3 protein-coding genes are annotated in these 20,756 nt (G+C 75.0%); all 3 read left to right on the top strand.

Annotated elements, in window-relative coordinates; all coding sequences use genetic code 11:
- Positions 1–369 precede the first annotated feature (369 nt).
- The 3 genes from FYW99_RS04590 (at position 370) to FYW99_RS04580 (ending at position 20,532) form a co-directional block, all read left to right on the top strand.
- Positions 370–8,379 carry a type I polyketide synthase gene (locus tag FYW99_RS04590; protein WP_150250756.1) on the top strand — a complete coding sequence of 2,670 codons (8,010 nt, stop codon included), beginning with the start codon at positions 370–372 and terminating at the stop codon, positions 8,377–8,379.
- Positions 8,366–13,135 carry a type I polyketide synthase gene (locus FYW99_RS04585; protein WP_150250521.1) on the top strand — a complete coding sequence of 1,590 codons (4,770 nt, stop codon included), beginning with the start codon at positions 8,366–8,368 and terminating at the stop codon, positions 13,133–13,135. Before FYW99_RS04590 ends, FYW99_RS04585 begins: the two co-directional genes overlap by 14 nt.
- A 95-nt stretch (positions 13,136–13,230) precedes the next feature.
- Complete coding sequence (locus tag FYW99_RS04580) at positions 13,231–20,532, top strand: type I polyketide synthase (protein WP_150250520.1); 7,302 nt, start codon at positions 13,231–13,233, stop codon at positions 20,530–20,532.
- The last annotated feature ends 224 nt before the right edge of the window (positions 20,533–20,756 follow it).

Below are 20,756 nucleotides of genomic sequence, written 5' to 3'. Positions count from 1 at the left end.
GTGACAGTCACCTCGGCGTATCGGGCACTCACGGGATCGGGTCGTCCCCCAGGAGAAGGCCCGCGTCAGCAATGAAGGGTGTTCCATGTGTCCCCGTGTGTGCTCGGCCCCCTCCGTCCCCGCTCAGGGCACGGGACCCGGTCCTCTCCGGGCAAAGGCGTATCCGGTTTTCGGATCGTTCACTCTGACCTGCGAGAAAACGATCGAATCGTGCATCTGCACGGTACGGGTACAGGTATGCCGTCCGTGAGGGAGCACGACGCAGAAGTCCTCGTGTGCGTGACGAGAACGTGAAGCGTGATCGGAGGAAACGCGTTGAACAGCCATCATGCGTACGGCGCTCAGGAGGGGGCGGATGCTCCCGTCGCCGTGGTGGGGTTCTCCTGCCGACTTCCCGGCGCCCCGGACCCTGACGCCTTCTGGCGCCTGCTCCGGGAGGGCCGCGATGCCGTCACCGCGCCCCCCGGGCGACTCGGCGGACCCTCCGGGGAACGTGACGGCCGCTGGGGCGGGTACCTGGAACGGGTCGAGGACTTCGACCCCGCGTTCTTCGGGATATCGCCGCGCGAGGCACTGGCCATGGACCCCCAGCAGCGCCTCATGCTCGAACTCAGCTGGGAGGCCGCGGAGAACGCGAGGGTCTCCCCGGCCGACCTCCGGGGCACCCGCACCGGTGTCTTCACCGGCGCCAACTCCTCCGACTACGCGCTCCTGCGCCAGGCCGGCGGCCGTTCGGCCATCACCCACCACACGCTCACCGGGACCCACCGGGGCATGATCGCCAACCGGGTGTCCTACGTGCTCGGTCTGCGCGGGCCGAGCCTGACCGTGGACACGGGGCAGTCGTCCTCGCTGATCAGCGTTCACCTGGCCGCGGAGAGCCTGCGCCGGGGTGAGTCCGAGACCGCCCTCGCGGGCGGTGTGAACCTGATCCTGGTGCCCGAGAGCACCGACACCGTCGACGAGTTCGGCGGACTGTCGCCGGACGGGCGGTGCTACACGCTGGACTCCCGCGCCAACGGCTACGTGAGGGGCGAGGGCGGGGCGGTCCTCGTACTCAAGCTCCTGGACCGGGCGCTGGCGGACGGGGACCGCGTCCACGCCGTGCTGCGCGGGGGAGCGGTGAACAACTCCGGGGAGACCTCCTACCTGGCCCGGCCCGGTGTCGAGGGGCAGGCGCGGGTCCTGCGCGAGGCCTACCGCCGGGCCGGGGCGGATCCGGCGCACGTGGGCTACGTGGAGATGCACGGGACCGGCACGCCCGCCGGGGACCCGGTGGAGGCCGAGGCGCTGGGGGAGGTGTTCTCCCGGAGCCGGCGCGAACCCCTACGTGTGGGGTCGGTGAAGACCAACATCGGTCACCTGGAGGGGGCCGCGGGCGTGGCCGGCCTGCTCAAGACCGTACTGAGCCTGTCCCACGGACAGCTCCCACCCACACTGAACTTCGCCTCCCCCCATCCCGACGTGGACCTGGACGGATGGGGGCTGAGCCCGCAGACCGGCCGCGAGGCGTGGCCCGGACAGACCCCGCTCGCGGGTGTGTCCTCCTTCGGGATGGGCGGCACCAACTGCCACCTCGTGCTCGGCCCCCCGCCTCCCCAGCGCGCGGGCGCCGGAGCGTCGGGCGGCGGCACGGGCATGGACCTGGTCCCGTGGGTGGTGTCGGCGCGGTCGGAGGCCGCCCTGCGCGCCCAGGCCTCAGCGCTGCACGCCTTCGTCTCGTCCAGGCCGGGCGTCAGGGCCGAGGACGTGGGCTACTCGCTGGCCACGACCCGCACGGTGTTCGAGCACCGGGCGGTGATACTCGCCTCCGGCGGCACCGACACGCGTGAGCTGGAATCGGTGCACTCGGCCACGCCGCCGGACACCGACCCCAGCCGTCCCGGGCCCGTCCTGGTCTTCCCGGGGCAGGGCGGACAGTGGCCGGGGATGGCGCGCGAGCTGCTGGAGGGCACGGGCACCCTGTCCCGGGTGTTCGTGGCGCGGCTGCGCGAGTGCCAGCGGGCCCTGGACCCGTACGTCGGCTGGTCGCTGCTCCAGGTGCTGCGCAGGGAGCCCCAGGCCCCCGTGGTCGCCGGGTCCGACGCGCGCGTGGACGTGGTGCAGCCCGTGCTGTGGGCGGTGATGGTGTCGCTCGCGCGGGTGTGGGAGGAACTCGGTGTGCGGCCGTCCGCGGTGGTCGGCCATTCCCAGGGCGAGATCGCCGCGGCCTGTGTGGCCGGGGCGCTGTCCCTGGACGACGGCGCCCGGGTGGTGGCACTGCGCAGCCAGGCCCTGACCGCGTTGGCCGGCACCGGCGCGATGGCCTCCCTCGGACTGGACGCGGACGAGGCCGAGCGGCTGACCGAGCGTCTGGACGACCTGTACGTGGCCGTGCGCAACGGTCCGAACGCCGTGGTGGTGTCGGGCGGCCCGCGCTCGGTGCGCGAGGCCGTGCAGTGGTGCGAGGACCACGGTGTGCGGGCGACGCTGATCGACGTGGATTACGCCTCCCACTCCGCCCATGTGGAGGGCATCCGCGACCAGGTTCTCCAAAGCCTGTACGGCCTGCGCCCCCGCGCCGCACGGGTGCCGTTCTTCTCCACACTCACGGGCGGGGAGCTGGACACCGCCTCGACCCCTCTGGACGGTGGGTACTGGTTCTCCAACCTGCGCGGCACCGTACGGTTCGACCAAGCGGTGCACGCCCTGGTGGCCTCCGGACGGCAGACCTTCCTGGAGGTCGGGCCGCACCCCGTGCTGGCGTTCGGGATCGAGCAGATCCTCGCCCTGACCGGAGGCGGGGGGCACGTCGTGCCGACGCTGCGCCGCGACTCCGGGGGCGCCCAGCAGTTCCTGACCAGCGCGGCCAAGGCGTTCGCGGTCGGTGTGGACGTCGACTGGAGCGGTCTGTTCACCGGTAGCGGGGCCAGCGTCGTCGACCTGCCGACCTACCAGTTCCAGCGCCGGCGCCTGTGGCCCGACACTCTCGCGGCGCCGCCCCCAGCCGCGTCTGCGGAGTCCGGGGCCCCCGTGTCCGAGCCGGACGGGGACGGCAGCGCGCCCCGAGTCCGCGCGTGGACCCGGGAGGAGCTGGAGGAGCTGGTCCGGACCCGCAGCACCGCGATCCTCGGACTCTCCGAGCACGAGGACGGCTGGGAGCGCCGCACCTTCCGCGACCTGGGCTTCGACTCGGTGATGGCGGTCGAGCTGCGCAACGCCCTGGCCGGGGAGACGGGCCTGCGGCTGCCGCCGACCCTGCTCTTCGAGGTGCCGACGGCCGAGGGAATGGTGGACTTCCTGCTCGGCGAGCTCGCCGCGTCCCCGTCTCCCCGGCGGGCACCGGAACGCCGCCCTGCGACGGCGGCCGAGCGCACGCCCGCCGAGGACGACCCGATCGCGATCACCGCGATGGCATGCCGCCTTCCGGGCGGTGTTGACTCGCCCGAGCGGCTGTGGCGGCTCGTCATGGACGGGCAGGACGCGATCGGTGGCTTCCCCGACGACCGGGGCTGGGACCTGGACGGCCTGTACTCCACCGACCCCGGGACGCCGGGGCGCACGTACACGCGTTCGGGAGGGTTCCTCTACGACGCCGCCATGTTCGACGCCGACTTCTTCGGGATCAGCCCCCGAGAGGCCGACGCGATGGACCCCCAACAGCGGCTCCTGCTGGAGACCTCCTGGGAGGCGGTCACGCGGGCCGGTCTGGAGCCCGGGGAACTGCGCGGGCAGGAGGTCGGGGTGTTCGTGGGCGCCATGCCCGCCGACTACGGCCCCCGGCTCGCTGACCCGGGGCCGGGCACCGACGGCGGCTACCGGCTGACCGGCAGCACCCTGAGCGTGGCCTCGGGCAGGATCGCCTACGTACTCGGACTGCACGGGCCGGCGATGACCATCGACACCGCGTGCTCCTCGTCCCTGGTGGCGCTGCACCAGGCCGTGGGCGCCATCCAGCGCGGCGAGTGCTCCATGGCGCTGGCGGGCGGGGCCACGGTGATGGCCACCCCCGGTATGTTCCTGGAGTTCTCGGCCCAGCGCGGGCTGTCCCCGGACGGGAGGTGCCGGGCCTTCGGCGCCGGAGCGGACGGAACGGCCTGGGCCGAGGGCGCGGGCATGCTCCTTTTGGAACGCGTCTCGCACGCACGGCGCGCAGGTCGCCCCGTCCTGGCCCTGGTGAGGGGCAGCGCCGTCAACTCCGACGGCGCGAGCAACGGCCTGACCGCGCCCAGCCGGGAGGCCCAGGAGCGGGTGATCCGGCAGGCCTTGGAATCGGCCCGGCTGACGCCCCGGGACGTCGACGCGGTGGAGGCCCACGGGACCGGGACCCGGCTGGGGGACCCCATCGAGGCCCGGGCCCTGATCTCGGTGTACGGCGGCGACCGTCGGGGAGAGGACGAGCTCCGACTGGGCTCGCTCAAGTCCAACATCGGCCACGCCCAGGCCGCCGCCGGCGTGGCCGGGGTGATCAAGACCGTGGAGGCGCTGCGCAACGGTCGGCTGCCCAGGACGCTGCACGTCGACCGGCCCACCGGCAAGGTGGACTGGGAGGGCAGCGGGGTGCGGCTGCTCCGTGAGGAGGAGCCGTGGCCGGACAACGGTCGCCCCCGCCGGGCCGCGGTCTCCTCCTTCGGGATCAGCGGCACGAACGCGCACGTGGTACTGGAGGGAGTCGCGGACGAGGGAGCCCCCGTCGTCGTGCCCGACGTCCCCTTCCGGCGCCGCCGCCACTGGACGGTGTCCGGGCCGTCCGCACCCGCTCCCGCCGCCGAGCCACTGCTGGGCGACGGGCTGGCCCTCGCGGACGGGCGGACCGTGTTCAGCGGCAGGATCGGCACGGCCGATCACCCCTGGGCAGGCGACCACGGCCTGTTGGGCCGGGTCGTCGTCCCCGGAACAGCGATGGTGGACTTCGTCGCGCAAGCCGCGGCGGGTTGCGGAGCCGCGACGGTGCGCGACCTCGTCCTGGAGGCGCCGCTGGTACTGGCCAGCGACCGGGCCGTGCCGTTCCAGGTCACCGTGGGCCCTATTGGTGAGGGCGGCCGACGCGAGGTGCTGGTTCACTCGCGCCCCGAGGACGGCGACGACGTCCCGTGGACCCGGCACGCCTCCGGAACCCTCGACCACGGGGGTCCCGCCGAACCGGGAGAAGCGTGGGAGTGGCCGCCCGCGGACGCGGACCCGGTGGACACCGGCGCCGATTACGGCCTCCTGGAGGAACGCGGGTACACCTACGGGCCGGTTTTCCGGGGCCTGCGCTCGGTCTGGCGGCGCGACGGGGAACTCCTGGTCGAGGCCGCCCTTCCCGACGGGGCTTCGGACGGCGCTCCCTTCCACGGACCCCATCCGGCCCTGCTGGACTCCGTCCTGCACGCGGTGCTCGCGCACGGGGAGGACCAGCGCCGTCTCCTGGTGCCCTTCGCCTGGTCAGGGGTGCGCGTCACACCGTCCGGGGCCGGCGGGTCCCCCCGCACGCTCCGGGCGCGGATCACCGAACTGGGGAAGGGCCGCTACCGCGTCCTGGCGGTGGACGGGCACGGCGCCCCAGCGGTGGCCGTGGACGAACTGGTGCTGCGTCCCCTGGACGGGGACTCCCTGCCCGAGCGCGATCCGGCGGAGCTGTCCGGGCTGTACGAACTGGTCTGGGAGAGGGCGACCGTTCCCGTCCCCGGGGCGGGGGTCCCCACCGGCCTGCCCGACCTGGCCTCCCTCGGCCCGGACGACCCCGTGCCGCCGACGGTCTACACCGAACTGCCGCCCACCGAGGTCTACGCGGAGGGCACCCACGTCCCGGACGCCGTCCGGGCCGGACTCGACGCGGCGCTGGGCACCGTCCGAGCCTGGCTGGCCGACGAGCGGTCCGCGCACGCGCGGCTGGTCGTGGTGACCTGGCGCGCCGTACCCACCGAGGTCGGGAGCGGAATCGCCGGACTGGGGGCGGCTCCGGTGTGGGGCCTGCTGCGCGCGGCACAGCGGGAGCACCCCGGCCGTCTCGTGCTCGTGGACTCCGACGGGTCGGAGGAGTCCCATCGGGTGCTTCCCGGAGCGGTCGGGCTCGGCGAACCGCAGACGGCGCTGCGTGCGGGCGCGGTCCTGTTGCCCCGGCTGGTCAGGGTCGACGACGGACGGCCCACGTCCCCGGGCGCCTCGTGGCGGTGGGACACCCGCCGCCAAGGTTCCCTGGAGGAGCTGGAGCCGTTGCCCGCTCCGGAGGCCGCGAGGGAGCTGGGACCCCACGAGGTCCGCCTCGCCGTCCGCGCCGCCGGGGTGAACTTCCGTGACGTGGTGGTCGCGCTGGGCTTGGTCGAGGGCGAGAGCGGCATGGGACTGGAAGGCTCCGGCATCGTTCTGGAGACGGGCGACGAGGTCACGGACCTGGGACCGGGCGACCGTGTGACGGGTATGTTCGACGGCGCGTTCGGGCCGGTCGCGGTCGCGGACGGCCGCAAGCTCGCCCGGATCCCCGAGCAGTGGTCCTTTGAGCAGGCCGCGGCCGTCCCCGTCGCCTTCCTGAGCGCGTACTACGGTCTGGTGGACCTGGCCGCGGTGCGCCCGGGGGAGAGCGTCCTGGTGCATGCCGCCGCGGGCGGTGTCGGCACGGCCGCGGTCCAGCTCGCCCGGTACATGGGGGCGCAGGTGTTCGGTACCGCGAGCCCGCACAAGTGGGCGCAGCTGGGCGCCTACGGACTCGACGAGGACCGGCTGGCCTCCTCCCGGACCCTGGAGTTCGAGGACCGCCTGCGCGCCGCGAACGGCGGTCGCGGGGTGGACGTGGTCCTCAACTCGCTGACCGGGGAGTTCGTGGACGCGTCACTGCGGCTGCTGCGCTCGCCCCGGGACGGTGAGGGGCCGGGCGGCCGCTTCGTGGAGATGGGCAAGAGCGACATCCGCTCCGAGGAGGGCGTCGCCGCGTCTCACCCCGGCCGCAAGTACCAGGCGTTCAACCTGCCCGACGTGGCGCCGGAGCGGATCGGCCAGATGCTGGGGCGCGTCATGGAGCTGTTCGCCGGGGGAGCGCTGTCGCTGCCTCGGATCACCGTCCACCGGGTCCAGGACGTACGGGACGCCCTGCGCTCCCTGCAGCGCGGGGAGAACATCGGCAAGCTCGTCCTGACCGTCCCGGCGCCCTTCCCGCAGGAGCGCACCGCGCTGGTCACGGGTGGCACGGGAACCCTGGGGCACCGCACGGCTCGCCACCTGGTCACCGGTTACGGCGTGCGCCACCTGCTGCTCACCAGCCGGAGCGGTCCGGACGCGGAGGGACAGGAGGCACGTACCGCCGAACTGGAGGCCCTCGGCGCCCGGGTGGAGGTGGTCGCCTGTGACGCCGCGGACCGGGAGGACCTTGAGCGGGTCCTGCGCGCGGTCCCCGGGGATCGCCCCCTCGGCGCGGTGGTCCACGCGGCTGGCGTGCTCGACGACGCCACCGTCGCCTCGCTCACCGCCGAACAGGTCGACAGGGTGCTGCGTCCCAAGGTCGACGCCGCCTGGAACCTGCACGAGCTGACCGCCGGAGCCGACCTGGGAGCGTTCGTGCTCTTCTCCTCGGTCGCCGGAGTGCTCGGCAATCCCGGCCAGGCCAACTACGCGGCGGCCAACGTCTTCTGCGACGCGCTGGCCCACCACCGGCGCGGGAGCGGGCTGCCCGCCACCTCGCTGGCGTGGGGGCTGTGGGCCGGCGCCAGCGGTATGACCGGCCACCTGGACGGAACCGACCTCGGCGCTCTCAGCCGGGGCGGCCTGCTCCCGATGCGCCCCGAGGAGGCCCTGCGACACCTGGACACCGCCCTGCTGCGGGACATGGTCAACGCCGTTCCGGCCCTGTTCGACGCCACCGCCGGTGTCGACGCGCTCCGCGTCCAGGCGGGGCCGACCGCGCCGGAGGCCGGGGACGTTCCGGCGGACGGACGGGAGGAGGCCGCCGCCGACCGGTTCACCGAGCTGTCGGGGACCGAGAGGGACCGTGCGCTGCTCACCGAGGTCCGTGCGCACACCGCCGTCGTTCTGGGGCACGGCGCCGACGCCGGACCCTCCCGGGTGGACGCCGACCGGCCCTTCAGCGAACTGGGGCTGGACTCGCTCACCGGGGTGGAGCTGCGCAACCGCCTCAGCTCGGCGGTCGGCGTACGAGTCCCGGCCACGGCGGTCTTCGACCACCCGACCCCCCGTGCGCTCGCGCGGCTGCTGGCGGACCTGTTGGCCGACGGCCGCTCGGAGGTCCCCAGGCAGAGCCACACCGACAACGACACCGACAACGACACCGACACGTCCGCCGACGACGCCGGAGCACAGGAGAGCAGTATCGATGCGATGGGGGTCGCGGACCTCGTGAACCTTGCTCTCCGGGGCGAGGCCCACGCATCTTCCAGTGGACAGGAGACGGCAGATGACTACCGATGACCACCGACTGGTCGAGGCGCTCAGGTCCGCGCTGAAGGAGAACACCCGTTTACGGCAGGAGGTCGACCGGGCCTCCTCCCGCGAGCCCGTCGCCGTCGTCGGGATGGGCTGCCGTCTGCCCGGCGGTGTCGACTCCCCGGAGGACCTGTGGGACATGGTGGTCCAGGGGCGCGAGGCCGTCGGCCCGCTGCCCGGCGACCGCGGATGGGACGTACCGTCACTGCTCGGTGAGACGGGGGATGGGCCCCGTTCGGCGATGGTCCAGGGCTCCTTCCTCGACGACGCGGCCGCCTTCGACCCCGGTCTCTTCGGGATCTCACCCCGCGAGGCCGAAGCGATGGACCCCCAGCAGCGCCTTCTGCTGGAGGTGGCCTGGGAGTCCGTGGAGCGCGCGGGGATCGCCCCGTCCTCGCTCGCGGGCACCGACACCGGCGTCTACGTGGGCGCCATCGGCCAGGAGTACGGTCCGCCGCTGTCCCAGGCCCCGGCGGACGGGCACGCGATGACCGGCACCACGACCAGCGTCGCCTCAGGCAGGATCGCCTACACCCTCGGGCTGACCGGTCCCGCGCTGACGGTGGACACCGCATGCTCCTCGTCGCTCGTGGCCGTGCACCTGGCTGTGCGGGCCCTGCGCGCGGGCGAGTGCTCCATGGCGCTGGCGGGCGGGGCCACGGTCATGGCCTCGCCCGGGCCCCTGATCGAGTTCACCCACCTGCGGGGCCTGGCGGCCGACGGGCGCTGCAAGGCGTTCGGGGCGGACGCGGACGGCGCTGGGTTCTCCGAGGGCGCGGGCATGGTGGTGCTGGAGCGCCTCGCCGACGCCCGCCGCAACGGGCACCGGGTCCTGGCCGTGATCCGCGGCGGCGCCGTCAACCAGGACGGCGCCTCCAACGGCCTCACAGCGCCCAACGGGCCCTCCCAGGTGCGGGTGGTCCGCGCAGCCCTGGCCGACGCCGGCCTCAGCCCCGGTGACGTCGACCTGGTCGAGGCGCACGGCACGGGCACCACCCTGGGCGATCCCATCGAGGCGCAGGCCCTGCTGTCCGCCTACGGCCGGGAGCGGCCCGCGGACCGGCCCCTGTGGCTCGGCTCGCTCAAGTCCAACATCGGCCACGCCCAGGCCGCCGCCGGGATCGCCGGGCTCATCAAGACGGTGCAGGCCCTGCGGCACGGGCTGCTGCCCCGGACGCTGCACGCAGACGAGCCCACGCCGCACGTGGACTGGTCCTCGGGGGCCGTCAGGCTCCTCAGCGAGGGGCGCCCCTGGCCGCGGGCCGACAGGCCGCGCCGTGCCGCGGTGTCATCCTTCGGGCTCAGCGGCACCAACGCCCACCTCGTGGTGGAGCAGGCCCCGGCCGAGGAGGACAGGGGAGAGCGCCCCGCGCGGGCGAGCGCCCCCGGGCGGAGCCTGCCCTGGATCCTCTCGGCGCGCGACTCCGCGGCGCTGGAGGGGCAGGCGGCGCGGCTGGCCGACCACCTCCGCGCCCGTCCGGACGCCGATCCGGCCGACGTCGGCTGGTCGCTGGCCACGACACGGTCGGTGCTGGAGCACCGCGCGGTCGTCGTCGCGGACGACCGCGCCGCGTTCCTGGACGCGCTGGACGCGCTGGCCGACGGGCGGCAGCCCTCCGGAGCGGTGCGTGGACTGGCCAGGGGAGAGCGCGAACCGGTCCTCGTCTTCCCCGGCCAGGGCGGCCAGTGGGCGGGCATGGCCGCGGAGCTCCTGGACACCTCACCCGAGTTCGCCCGGCGCGTCGCCGAGTGCGAGCGGGCCCTGGCCCCGTACGCGGACTGGTCGCTGACCTCGGTTCTGCGGGGACACGGCGAAGTGGCCCTCCTGGAGCGCGTGGACGTGGTCCAGTCGGCGCTGTGGGCAGTGATGGTCTCCCTCGCCGAACTGTGGCGCGCCCACGGCGTGCGCCCGGCGGCCGTGGTGGGCCACTCCCAGGGGGAGATCGCCGCCGCCTGCGTGGCCGGCGCGCTCTCCCTGGAGGACGCCGCGAAGGTGGTGGCGCTGCGCGGCCGGGCGGTCCTGGAACTGGCGGGAACCGGCGCCATGGCCTCGGTCGCCCTACCGGCGGACCTGGTCCGTGAAAGCGTCGCCGCACTGGACGGAAAGGTCCACGTGGCGGTCGTCAACAGCCCGGGGGCCACGGTTGTGGCGGGCGAGCCCGAGGCGGTGCGCGCCCTGGTCGCGCGATACGAGGCCGAGGGCGTCCGGGCCCGGATGATCGCGGTGGACTACGCCTCCCACACGCCTCACGTGGAGCGCCTGCGCGAACGCCTCACCGCCTCGCTGGCCGGGATAACCCCGAGGCAGCCCGAGATCCCCGTGTACTCCGCCCTCACCGGGGGCAGGCTGGGACCGGTGCCGATGGACGCCGAGTACTGGTACCGCAACCTCGCTGAGACGGTCGACTTCGCGGGCGCGACCAGGGCCCTCCTCGCCGACGGGTACGACACGTTCGTCGAGTCTGGTCCGCACCCGGTGCTCACCCCCGCCATCCAGGAGACCGTCGAGGCGGCGGAGACGGCGGACGTGGTGGTCCTGGGCACGCTCCGCAGAGGGGAGGGCGGCCCCGAACGCTTCCTGACCTCGCTGGCCGAGGCCCACGTGCACGGTGTCGGCGTCGACTGGCGGCCGCTGTTCGGCGACCCCGCCCGGGTCGTCGATCTGCCCACCTACGCCTTCCAGCACCAGCGGTACTGGCGTGCCCCCGGCGCGGTGGCCGCCTCCCGGGCCTCCACCGGGGAACACGGCGTCCGGCGCACGGTGGACCCGCTGGAGGAGTGGACCTACAAGGAGGACTGGGTTCCCGCCGACGCGGGCACGGCCCCTCCCAGGGCGCCCGGGACCTGGCTGCTGTTCGGCTCCGGTCCGACTGATCCCTCCGTCACCGACTGCATCGCGGTGCTGACGGCGCGCGGGCACATCGTCCGCGCGGTGGACGTGCCCGAGTCCGCGGACCGCTCCGCCGTGGCGCAGCGGGCCATGACGGCCGTCAAGGAGGTCGACTCCGTCGCCGGGATCCTCTCGGCGTACGCCCTGACCGCCGACCCCGCGGCCAAGGCCCTGTCCGCGCCCACCGCATCCTCCGGGCACCGGCGCACCGTTCTGCTGACGCAGGCCCTCTCGGACGCCGGGATCACCGCCCCCCTGTGGTGCCTGACCCGAGGGGCGGTCACGGCGGGCGACGGGGTGGCCGACCCCGCGGCCGCGCTCGTGTGGGGGTTCGGGCGGGTCGCCGCCCAGGAACAGTCCGAGCGCTGGGGCGGCCTGATCGACCTGCCCACCGCCCCGGAGAAGGGGACGGGCCAGACCCTGGCCGCGTTCCTGGTCGGCAAGCGCGCGCCCGGCGAGGACCAGATCGCCGTCCGCGACGGCGAGGTGCTGGTCCGCCGGATCGTCAGGGAACCGTTGACCCGCTCCGCGGCCGTGCGCCGCTGGAAGCCCTCGGGAACGGTCCTGGTCACCGGCGGTACCGGAGCGCTGGGCGCGCACACCGCCCGGTGGTTCGCCCGCAACGGCGCGGACCACCTGCTCCTGGTGAGCCGCCGGGGCGCGGACGCCCCAGGGGCTCAGGACCTGGAGGCCGAACTGCGCGCGAGCGGAGCCCGGGTCACCTTCGCCGCGTCTGACGTCGCCGACCGCGACGCGCTCGCCGCCGTCCTGGAGGGCGTGCCGTCCGAGTACCCGCTCCGCGTGGTGGTGCATGCGGCCGCGGCGCTCGACGACGCGGCGATCGACGCGCTCACTCCTGATCAGCTGGCCCGCGCCCTGCGGGCCAAGGCGGACGGAGCTGTGCACCTGCACGAGCTCACACGGGACGCGGACCTGTCAGCGTTCGTCCTGTTCTCCTCGGTCTCGGCTGTGTTCGGCGTGTCCGGCCAGGGAAACTACGCGCCCGGCAACGCCTTCTGCGAGGCCCTGGCCCACCACCGCCGCGCGCTGGGGCTCCCGGCCACGTCGGTCGCGTGGGGCGCCTGGGCGGGGGGCGGTATGGCCGGAGAGGCGGACGTCGCCGAGCTCCTGCGGCGGCACGGGCTGCCCACGATGGACCCCGAGGTCGCGGTCGGCGCGCTCCAGCACGTCCTCGACCGGGACCTGCCCGCGCTCGCCGTCGCCGACGTCGACTGGCCGCGCTTTCGCACCGCCTTCACGGCCAACCGGCCCAGCCCCCTCATCGGGGACCTCGGGCACACCTCCGTCGGGCACACGGCGCCCGGCGGCGACGGTGCGGACGCCGCCGCCGGACTGCGGGCGCGCCTGGCGGGGACGGACCGGGACGGCCGCGTCCGCGCCGTCACCGACCTGGTGTGCGAACAGGTGGCCGCCGTCCTCGGATACCCCTCCGGAGAGGTCCTGGACGCCGAACGCGGCCTCAAGGACCTGGGAATGGACTCGGTGACCGCCGTCGAGATCCGCAACCGGGCGGCTTCGCTCACCGGTCTGCGCCTGCCGTCCGGACTCGCCTTCGACCACCCCACGTGCACTGCCCTGGGCCGCCACCTGGAGGAACGCCTGTTCGGGAATCCGGAACAGGCCGTGATGGCCGGGCTCGACGGCGTCGAGGCGGCCCTCCGGGAGGACGGCGGACGGAGTGTGGACCGCGACGCCGTCGTCGACCGGCTCCGCGCCCTGCTGCGCGACCTGTCCGGGGACGGCGGCGTCCCCAACGGAGGCGATCGGGACCTGGAGTCAGCGACCAGCGAGGAGCTCTTCGCCTACATCGACGAGGCCCTCCTCGACTGAGCGGCCGACCCCGGAGCACGACCTGAGGCATTCGAGCCCACCGCCCCCGCCCCGATACCGGGGCTACGAACGACGTGAACCTGTGAGGCGGCCCCATGCCGGACGACGCGCGACTTCTCGACTACCTCAAACGAGTCACAGCCGATCTGCGCCGTACGCGTTCCGAACTGAGCGACCTGAGGACGCGCGGGTCCGAACCCGTCGCGATCGTGGGGATGGGCTGCCGTATGCCCGGCGGCGTCGACTCCCCGGAGGGCCTGTGGCGCCTGCTCGACGCACGCGCGGACGTCATCGGCGACCTGCCGGACGACCGGGGATGGGATCTGGAAGCGGTGTCGGACCGTCCGGGAGGTACCCGGTCGGGCGGCTTCCTCGACGACGCGGCCGGTTTCGACGCCGACTTCTTCGGGATCTCGCCGCGCGAGGCCGCGGCGATGGACCCGCAGCAGCGTCTCATGCTGGAAGTGTCGTGGGAGGCGGTCGAACGCGCCGGCATCGATCCCTCCACCCTGACGGGAAGCGCCACCGGGGTGTTCACCGGGATCAGCGTCAGCGACTACGCGGGGGGCTCCGCCACGGGCGCGCTCCCCGTCCCGGAGGAGGCCGAGGGCTACCTCCTCACAGGGACGGCCACGAGCGTGGCCTCGGGCCGGGTGGCCTACACGCTGGGACTGTCCGGACCGGCCCTGACGGTGGACACGGCGTGCTCGTCCTCGCTGGTGGCGCTGCACCTGGCCGTGCGGGCGCTGCGCGCGGGCGAGTGCTCCCTCGCCCTGGCCGGCGGGGCCACGGTGATGTCCGGCCCGGCACTGCTCTCGGAGTTCGCCAAACAGGGAGGGTTGGCGCCGGACGGCCGCTGCAAGGCGTTCGGCGCGGGCGCGGACGGCGCGGGGTTCGCCGAGGGCGCCGGCGTGCTGGTGCTGGAGCGGCTGTCGGACGCCCGGCGCCACGGGCGCCGCGTGCTGGCGGTGCTCCGCGGCAGCGCGGTCAACCAGGACGGCGCCTCCAGCGGGTTGACGGCCCCCAACGGGCCGGCGCAGGTGCGGGTGGTGCGCGCCGCGCTCGCGGACGCCGGTCTGGGCCCGCAGGACCTGGACGCGGTCGAGGCGCACGGGACCGGCACGGAGCTGGGCGACCCCATCGAGGCCGAGGCGCTGTCGGAGGTGTTCGGGGCGGAGCCGACGTCGAGGCCGGTCCACGTCGGCTCGGTGAAGTCCAACATCGGGCACACCCAGGCGGCAGCGGGCGTGGCCGGGGTCATGAAGGTGGTGCTGGCGCTCCAGCGGCGGGTCCTGCCCGCCTCGTTGCACGCGGAGACACCCTCGTCTCTCGTGGACTGGTCGTCGGGCCGCCTGCGCGTGCTGTCGGAGCCGGTGGAGTGGCCCCGGGGGGAGCGGGTGCGCCGGGCAGGGGTCTCCTCCTTCGGGATCAGCGGTACGAACGCCCACGTGATCGTGGAGGAGGCGCCCGAGGACGCACCTGAGGAGGACGCCGCCGAACCGGCCGCGTCCCGGAGCGCCGCACCCGGGATCGTCGGCGGGCCACCGGTCTGGACCCTCTCCGCCCGCGACCCCCGGGCGCTCAGGGAGCAGGCGGCCCGCCTGCGCGACCGGCTGGAGGAGATGCCCGAACCGGACCCGGCCGAGGTCGCCCGCTCCCTGTACGCGACCCGCACCCTCTTCCCCCAACGCGCCGCGATCGTGGGAAGCGGGTCCGGGCAGCTCATGGAGCGGTTGGGTGCGCTGGCCGAGGGCGGCCGGGCCGAGGGTGTGGCCACCGGGACCGCACCGGGGCGCTCACGCGCCCCCGTGTTCGTCTTCCCCGGTCAGGGAGGCCAGTGGGAGGGGATGGCCAGTGGTCTGCTGGAGTCCTCGCACCCCTTCGCCGAGGCCGTGGCCGAGTGCGAGAGGGCCCTGGCCCCGTTCGTGGACTGGTCCTTGACCGCCGTCCTGCGCGCCGCCCCCGGAGCCCCCACGGTGACCGGGGAGGACGCTCGCGTGGACGTGGTGCAGCCCGTGCTGTGGGCGGTGATGGTGTCGTTGGCCCGGATGTGGCGCGCCGCAGGAGTGGAGCCCGCCGCCGTCGTGGGGCACTCCCAGGGGGAGATCGCCGCGGCCTGCGTGGCGGGGGCCCTGACCCTGGAGGACGGCGCCCGCGTCGTCGCGCTCCGCAGCCTGGCGCTCAGGGAGATCGCCGGACACGGGGGCATGGCGGTGCTCGGGGTCTCCCCCGAACGGACCGCTGAGCTGATCTCCTCGTGGCGCGGCCGTATCGGAGTGGCCGCAGTCAACGGCCCCGGGTCAACCGTCGTCTCGGGCGACGAGGACGCGGTCCGAGCCCTCGTCTCCACCTGCGCCGAGAGCGGTGTGCGCGTCCACCGCGTCGACGTCGACTACGCCTCCCACTCGGCCCACGTCGAACGGGTCGCGGACCGCCTGCGCGCCGAACTGGCCGGTATCCGCCCGCGAAGGGCGCGCATCCCGTTCCACTCCACCGTCGCCCCCACCGCCGAGTGGGCGCCGGGGGACGCGTCGGCCGGCGACGCGGTGGAGGAGGCCACCCTCGACGCCGACTACTGGTACCGGAACCTGCGCCACCCCGTGCTGCTCGCCCCGGCCGTCGACCGCGCCGCGGCCCGGGGCGGCCCCTTCCTGGAGGTGAGCCCGCACCCGGTGCTGACCCTGGCGATCGAGCAGATCCTGGAGGACCGGGGCCACCGCGACCACGCGGTCCTGGGGACCCTGCACCGCGGCGAGGACGGTCCCACACGGCTTCGGACGGCGTTCGCCGAGGCGCACTGCCACGGCGCGGACGTCGACTGGAGCCGGGTGCTCGGCGGCGCAGACGGCTCCCCGCCGGTCGAACTGCCCACCTACCCGTTCCAACGTCGGCGCTACTGGCTGTCCGTGCCGCGCACCTCCGGAGTCCCCGCGGAACTGGGCCTGGAACGGGCCGGCCACCCCCTCCTCGGCGCGCGCGTCCCCGTGGCCGACACCGGACAGACCTTGTTCACCGGTGTACTCGACACCGAAGGCCACCCCTGGCTCGCCGAGCACCGGGTCGGCGGCCGTGCCCTGGTACCCGGTACGGCGGTGGTGGAGCTGCTGTTGCACGCGGGGCGGGAGTGCGGCTGCCCCGAGATCGCCGACCTCGTCGTGCTGGCCCCGATGGAAGCGGCACCCGGCACGGACGGGCGCGCGACGCGGGTGCAGATCGCGGTCGACGCCCCGGACGAGGACGGACGGCGCGCGGCCCGGGTGAGCTCGCTCGCGCCCGGGGCCCGCACGTGGGTCCTGCACGCCCAAGGGGAGCTCGCCCCCGCCTCCGGAGGGCCCGCGACACCCGTGGCGGCCCCGGGCGCCGACGCCGTACCGGTGCCGGTCGAGGACGGCTACGCGTTCCTCTCCGCGCACGGCTACGACTACGGCCCGGCCTTCCGCGGCCTGCGCGCCGCGTGGGCGGACGCCTCCGGGGTGTGGGCCGAGACCGAGCTCGACCGCCCGCCCGGGGACGCCCCCGCCATGGCGGGGCCGCACCCCGCGCTGGCCGACGCGGGACTGCACGCGCTCCTCCTGCACGACCTCGCGGAGGGATCGGGCCGTGCGCTCCGGCTGCCGTTCTCCTGGAGCGGCGTCAGGCTCCACTCGGCGCGAACACCCTCGCGTACGCGGGTCCGGATCACCCGGACGGGCACCGACACCTGCTCCGTGGTCTACGCCGACGCCGACGGCGCCCCGATCCTGTCCATCGACGCCCTCACGGTCCGCGAGGCCCCGGACGCCGCCGACACCGCGCCCAACGCCCTCTTCCGGCAGGAGTGGCACGAGCTCACTGCGCCGGGCCGGGCGGAGGAACCGCCGCATCCGGACACGTGGGCGCTGGTCGGAGCCCTCGGGGAGAGCCGGGCCGGGCACCATCCCGACGTGCACGCGCTGGTCGCCTCCCTCGACCGGGGAGCGCCCCCACCCGGCCTCGTCCTGCTCCCGGCGGGCGGCGGCGACGGACCCCCCGGCGGGCGCACACGCGCCGGGCTGCACCGGGTGCTGGAGTCCGTGCGGACGTGGCTGGACGACGAGCGCCTCACCGCCGCCAGGATCGTGGTCGTGACCTCGGGGGCCGTCGACCCCCTGGAGGCCGGGACCGGCGCCGCACGCCCCGTGGACCTGGCCGGAGCGGCGGTGTGGGGGCTGGTCGCCTCCGCCGAGACGGAGAACCCCGGCCGCTTCCTCCTGTTGGACACCGACCGGTTCGACGCCCAGACCGTCGCCGCGGCCGTCCGCACCGGGGAGCCGCGCGTCGCCGTGCGCGACGGCCGCCTGTACGCCCCCCGCCTGGCCGAGGCCCGCCCGGGCGGCGAGGGGCTGGTCCCGCCGCAGCGGCGCTCCGACTGGCGTCTGGAGTCACGCGAGCCGGGGCGGGTGGACGGGCTCGCCCTCGTCCCGTACCCCGAACAGCTGCGCCCCCTGGAGTCAGGGGAGGTCCGTGTCGCAGTCCGCGCCGCGGGCGTGAACTTCCGCGACGTGCTGATGACCGTGGGCATGCACCCCGAGTCCGCGAGCATCGGTCACGAAGGGGCCGGCACGGTCGTCGAGGTCGGTCCGGACGTGCACGACCTCGCGCCGGGAGACCGGGTGATGGGCCTGTTCCCCGGCGCCTTCGCGCCGGTCGCCGTCGCACCGCGCGGGTTCGTGGCGCCCGTGCCGGAGGGGTGGGACGACGCCTCCGCCGCCGCCGTGCCCGCCGTCTACCTGACCGCCCACATCGCGCTGGTGGAGGAGGCCGGGCTCGGTCCGGGCGACCGTGTCCTGATCCACTCGGCGGCCGGGGGAGTGGGACAGGCCGCCGTTCACCTGGCCCGGCACCTGGGCGCCCGAGTGCTCGCCACCGCCAGCCCCGAGAAGTGGGACGTGCTGCGGGAGGCGGGTGTCCCGGAGGAGCACATCGCCCACTCCCGCAGGCTCGACTTCGAGGAGCGCCTCCGGGCGGCCGGCCCCGTCGACGTCGTCCTCAACTCCCTCGTCGGGGAGGCCATCGACGCCTCCCTGCGTCTCATGGCCCCCGGCGGAAGCTTCGTGGAGCTGGGGCACAACGAACTCCGCGATCCCGAACGGATCGCGTCCGAGCACGGCGGCGTCCGGTACCGGACGGTCGACCTGTCGGCCCTGCCCGCCGAGCGCGTCCAGCGCGCCTTCAACGCGATCCTGCCGCTGCTGGAGAAGGGCGAGCTGCCCGGCGTCCCGGTCACCCGTTACCCCGTCGAACGGGCGGTCGACGCATTCCGGCTCATGCAGCACGGACGCAACGTCGGCAAGATCGTGCTCGACATGGCCACGCGCTTCCGGCACGGCGGCACCGTTCTGGTCACCGGCGGGACCGGCACGCTGGGTGCCCTGGTCGCCCGTCACCTGGTGGTCCGCCACGGGGTCACCAGCCTCGTCCTGACCGGACGGCGCGGGCGCCGGGCCCCCGGAGCGGCCGACCTGGCCGCGGAGCTGGCCTCCCTCGGCGCACGGGTGGAGATCACCGCCTGCGACGTCGCCGACCCCGACCAGGTCGCGGCGGTCCTGGGAGGGCTTCCGCCCGACCGCCCGCTCGTCGGGGTCGTCCACGCCGCCGGGGTGGTCGACGACGCCACCGTCACGCGGCTCACCCCCGAGGCGTTGGAGCGGGTTCTGGCCCCCAAGGTCGACGGGGCGTGGAACCTGCACGAGGCCACCGCCGACCTCGACCTCGACGCCTTCGTGCTGTTCTCCTCGGCCGCGGGCGTGCTCGGTTCGGCCGGGCAGGCGGGGTACGCGGCGGCCAACTCCTTCCTGGACGCCCTGGCCCGCCACCGGCGCTCCCTCGGCCTGCCCGCGCAGTCCCTCTCCTGGGGCAGGTGGGCCGACCGGAGCGCGATGACCGCCCACCTCGGCGACGCGGACGACGCCCGGATGAGCAGGATGTGGGGGGTGGAGGCGATCAGCGCCGACGAGGGGTGCGCGCTCATGGACGCCGCCGCGGACACCGGACTGGCCCATGTGCTTCCGGTGCCGATGTCCCTGTCCGCGCTGCGCGCCCGGGCCTCCTCCGCGAACGGAGTCCCCCCGCTCCTGCGCGGTCTGGTGCGCCCGTCGGCTCCCGCGAGGGGCGACGGGGCACGCGACACCGCCGCCGCGCTGCGGACGGCCGGGGAGGGGCCCGAACGCCGCGCGCTCCTGGAGGAGCTGATCGGCTCCCGGGCCGCGCAGATCCTCGGCCACCCCTCCGGTCACCGCGTCGACCCCGAACGCGACTTCCTGGAGTCGGGGTTCGACTCGCTCACGGCCGTCGAGCTGCGCAACCACCTCCAGGAGGCGACGGGGCTGCGGCTTCCCGCCGGACTGGTCTTCAACCACCGCACCCCGGCCGCCCTGTCCGCGTACCTGGACGAGCAGATGGGCGCGGCGCACGGGGGGACCCCCGAGGGCCCCGAGGCCCGGCGGGACCCGGAGACGCGGGGGCTGACCGTCCCAGCCGCCGCGTCCGCCGTGTCCGTCTCGACCGCGTCCCACGGCGATCTCGTCGGGCTCTTCCGTGAGGCGTGCCGCGACGGGCGCCCCGAGGACGCGGTCACCCTCGCGCGGATCGCGGCGCGCGGACGCCCCGTCCTCGCCCCGGGGGAGCCCTGGCCCGTCTCCCCCACCCAGCTCGCCACCGGCGCGGCGGAACCCGTCCTGGTCTGCTTCCCCTCGCTCGTCATGACCTCGGGGGCACAGGAGTTCGCACGGTTCGCCGCCACGTTGCGGGGACGGCGCGGCGTTCACGTCCTGACCGCTCCCGGGTTCGCCCCCGGTGAGCGGCTGCCCGCCGACCGCGACACCTTCGTCCGGGTCCAGGCGCAGGTCGCGCTCGGGGTGGCGGCCGGCCGTCCGCTCGTCCTCGCCGGGCGTTCCTCGGGAGGATGGCTGGCGCACGCCGTCGCCGAGGAGCTGAGCCGCCGCGGTTCGGTCCCGGCGGGCCTGGTGCTGCTCGACACCCCGGTGCCGGACGAGCCCGGCGTGCTTCCCATCGTCACGGAGTCGGTGACCGCGCGAGCCGACGAGTTCGCGTTCCTGGACGCGGACCGCGTCACCGCCATGGGCGCCTATCTCGCGATGTTCGCCGACTGGAGGCCCGGCTCCCTGGCGTGTCCGGTCACACAGGTCCGGCCGACCAGCCCCGTGCTCGGCTCCAACGGCGCGGAGCTGGGCCTGGGCTGGGTGTGGCCGCGCCCGCACGGCCGGGTCGAGGTGCCCGGAGACCACCTGACGATGATGGAGGAGCACGCGGGGTCCACGGCCGCGGCCGTCGAGGAGGCCCTCGTCCGGCCCGGGCCCGCGCGGAGGGTCCGGTCGGTGGTGCGCCGCCTGCGCGACCGCGTCAGGGAGCGCGGTTGAGCCCTCCCCCTCCCGCCGCGGAGGTCGCGTCCCGCGGTGGGAGGGGGAGACACGGGGCCGGTCCGGGTCCTGTGCCCGGGCCGGCTCAGGGCCGCCACGGCGGCGGGCCGCACGCCCCGGAACAGAACGGGCCCGCCGGGCGTTGGCCGGTACGTGCCCGCGGCGCCCCTTCGCCCGCCCGCGACCGCGCGCCCACCGCGCGGACCCGGCGGCGAAAACCGGTT

Source organism: Nocardiopsis deserti (assembly GCF_008638355.1).
Taxonomy (GTDB): Bacteria; Actinomycetota; Actinomycetes; order Streptosporangiales; family Streptosporangiaceae; genus Nocardiopsis; species Nocardiopsis alborubida.
This window is presented reverse-complemented; position numbering and strand designations above follow the sequence as displayed.

What these genes read in the sequence shown, in the direction of transcription:
- FYW99_RS04585 (WP_150250521.1), top strand. Translation starts at nt 8,366, where the DNA reads ATGACTACCGATGACCACCGACTGGTCGAGGCGCTCAGGTCCGCGCTG.
- FYW99_RS04580 (WP_150250520.1), top strand. Translation starts at nt 13,231, where the DNA reads ATGCCGGACGACGCGCGACTTCTCGACTACCTCAAACGAGTCACAGCC.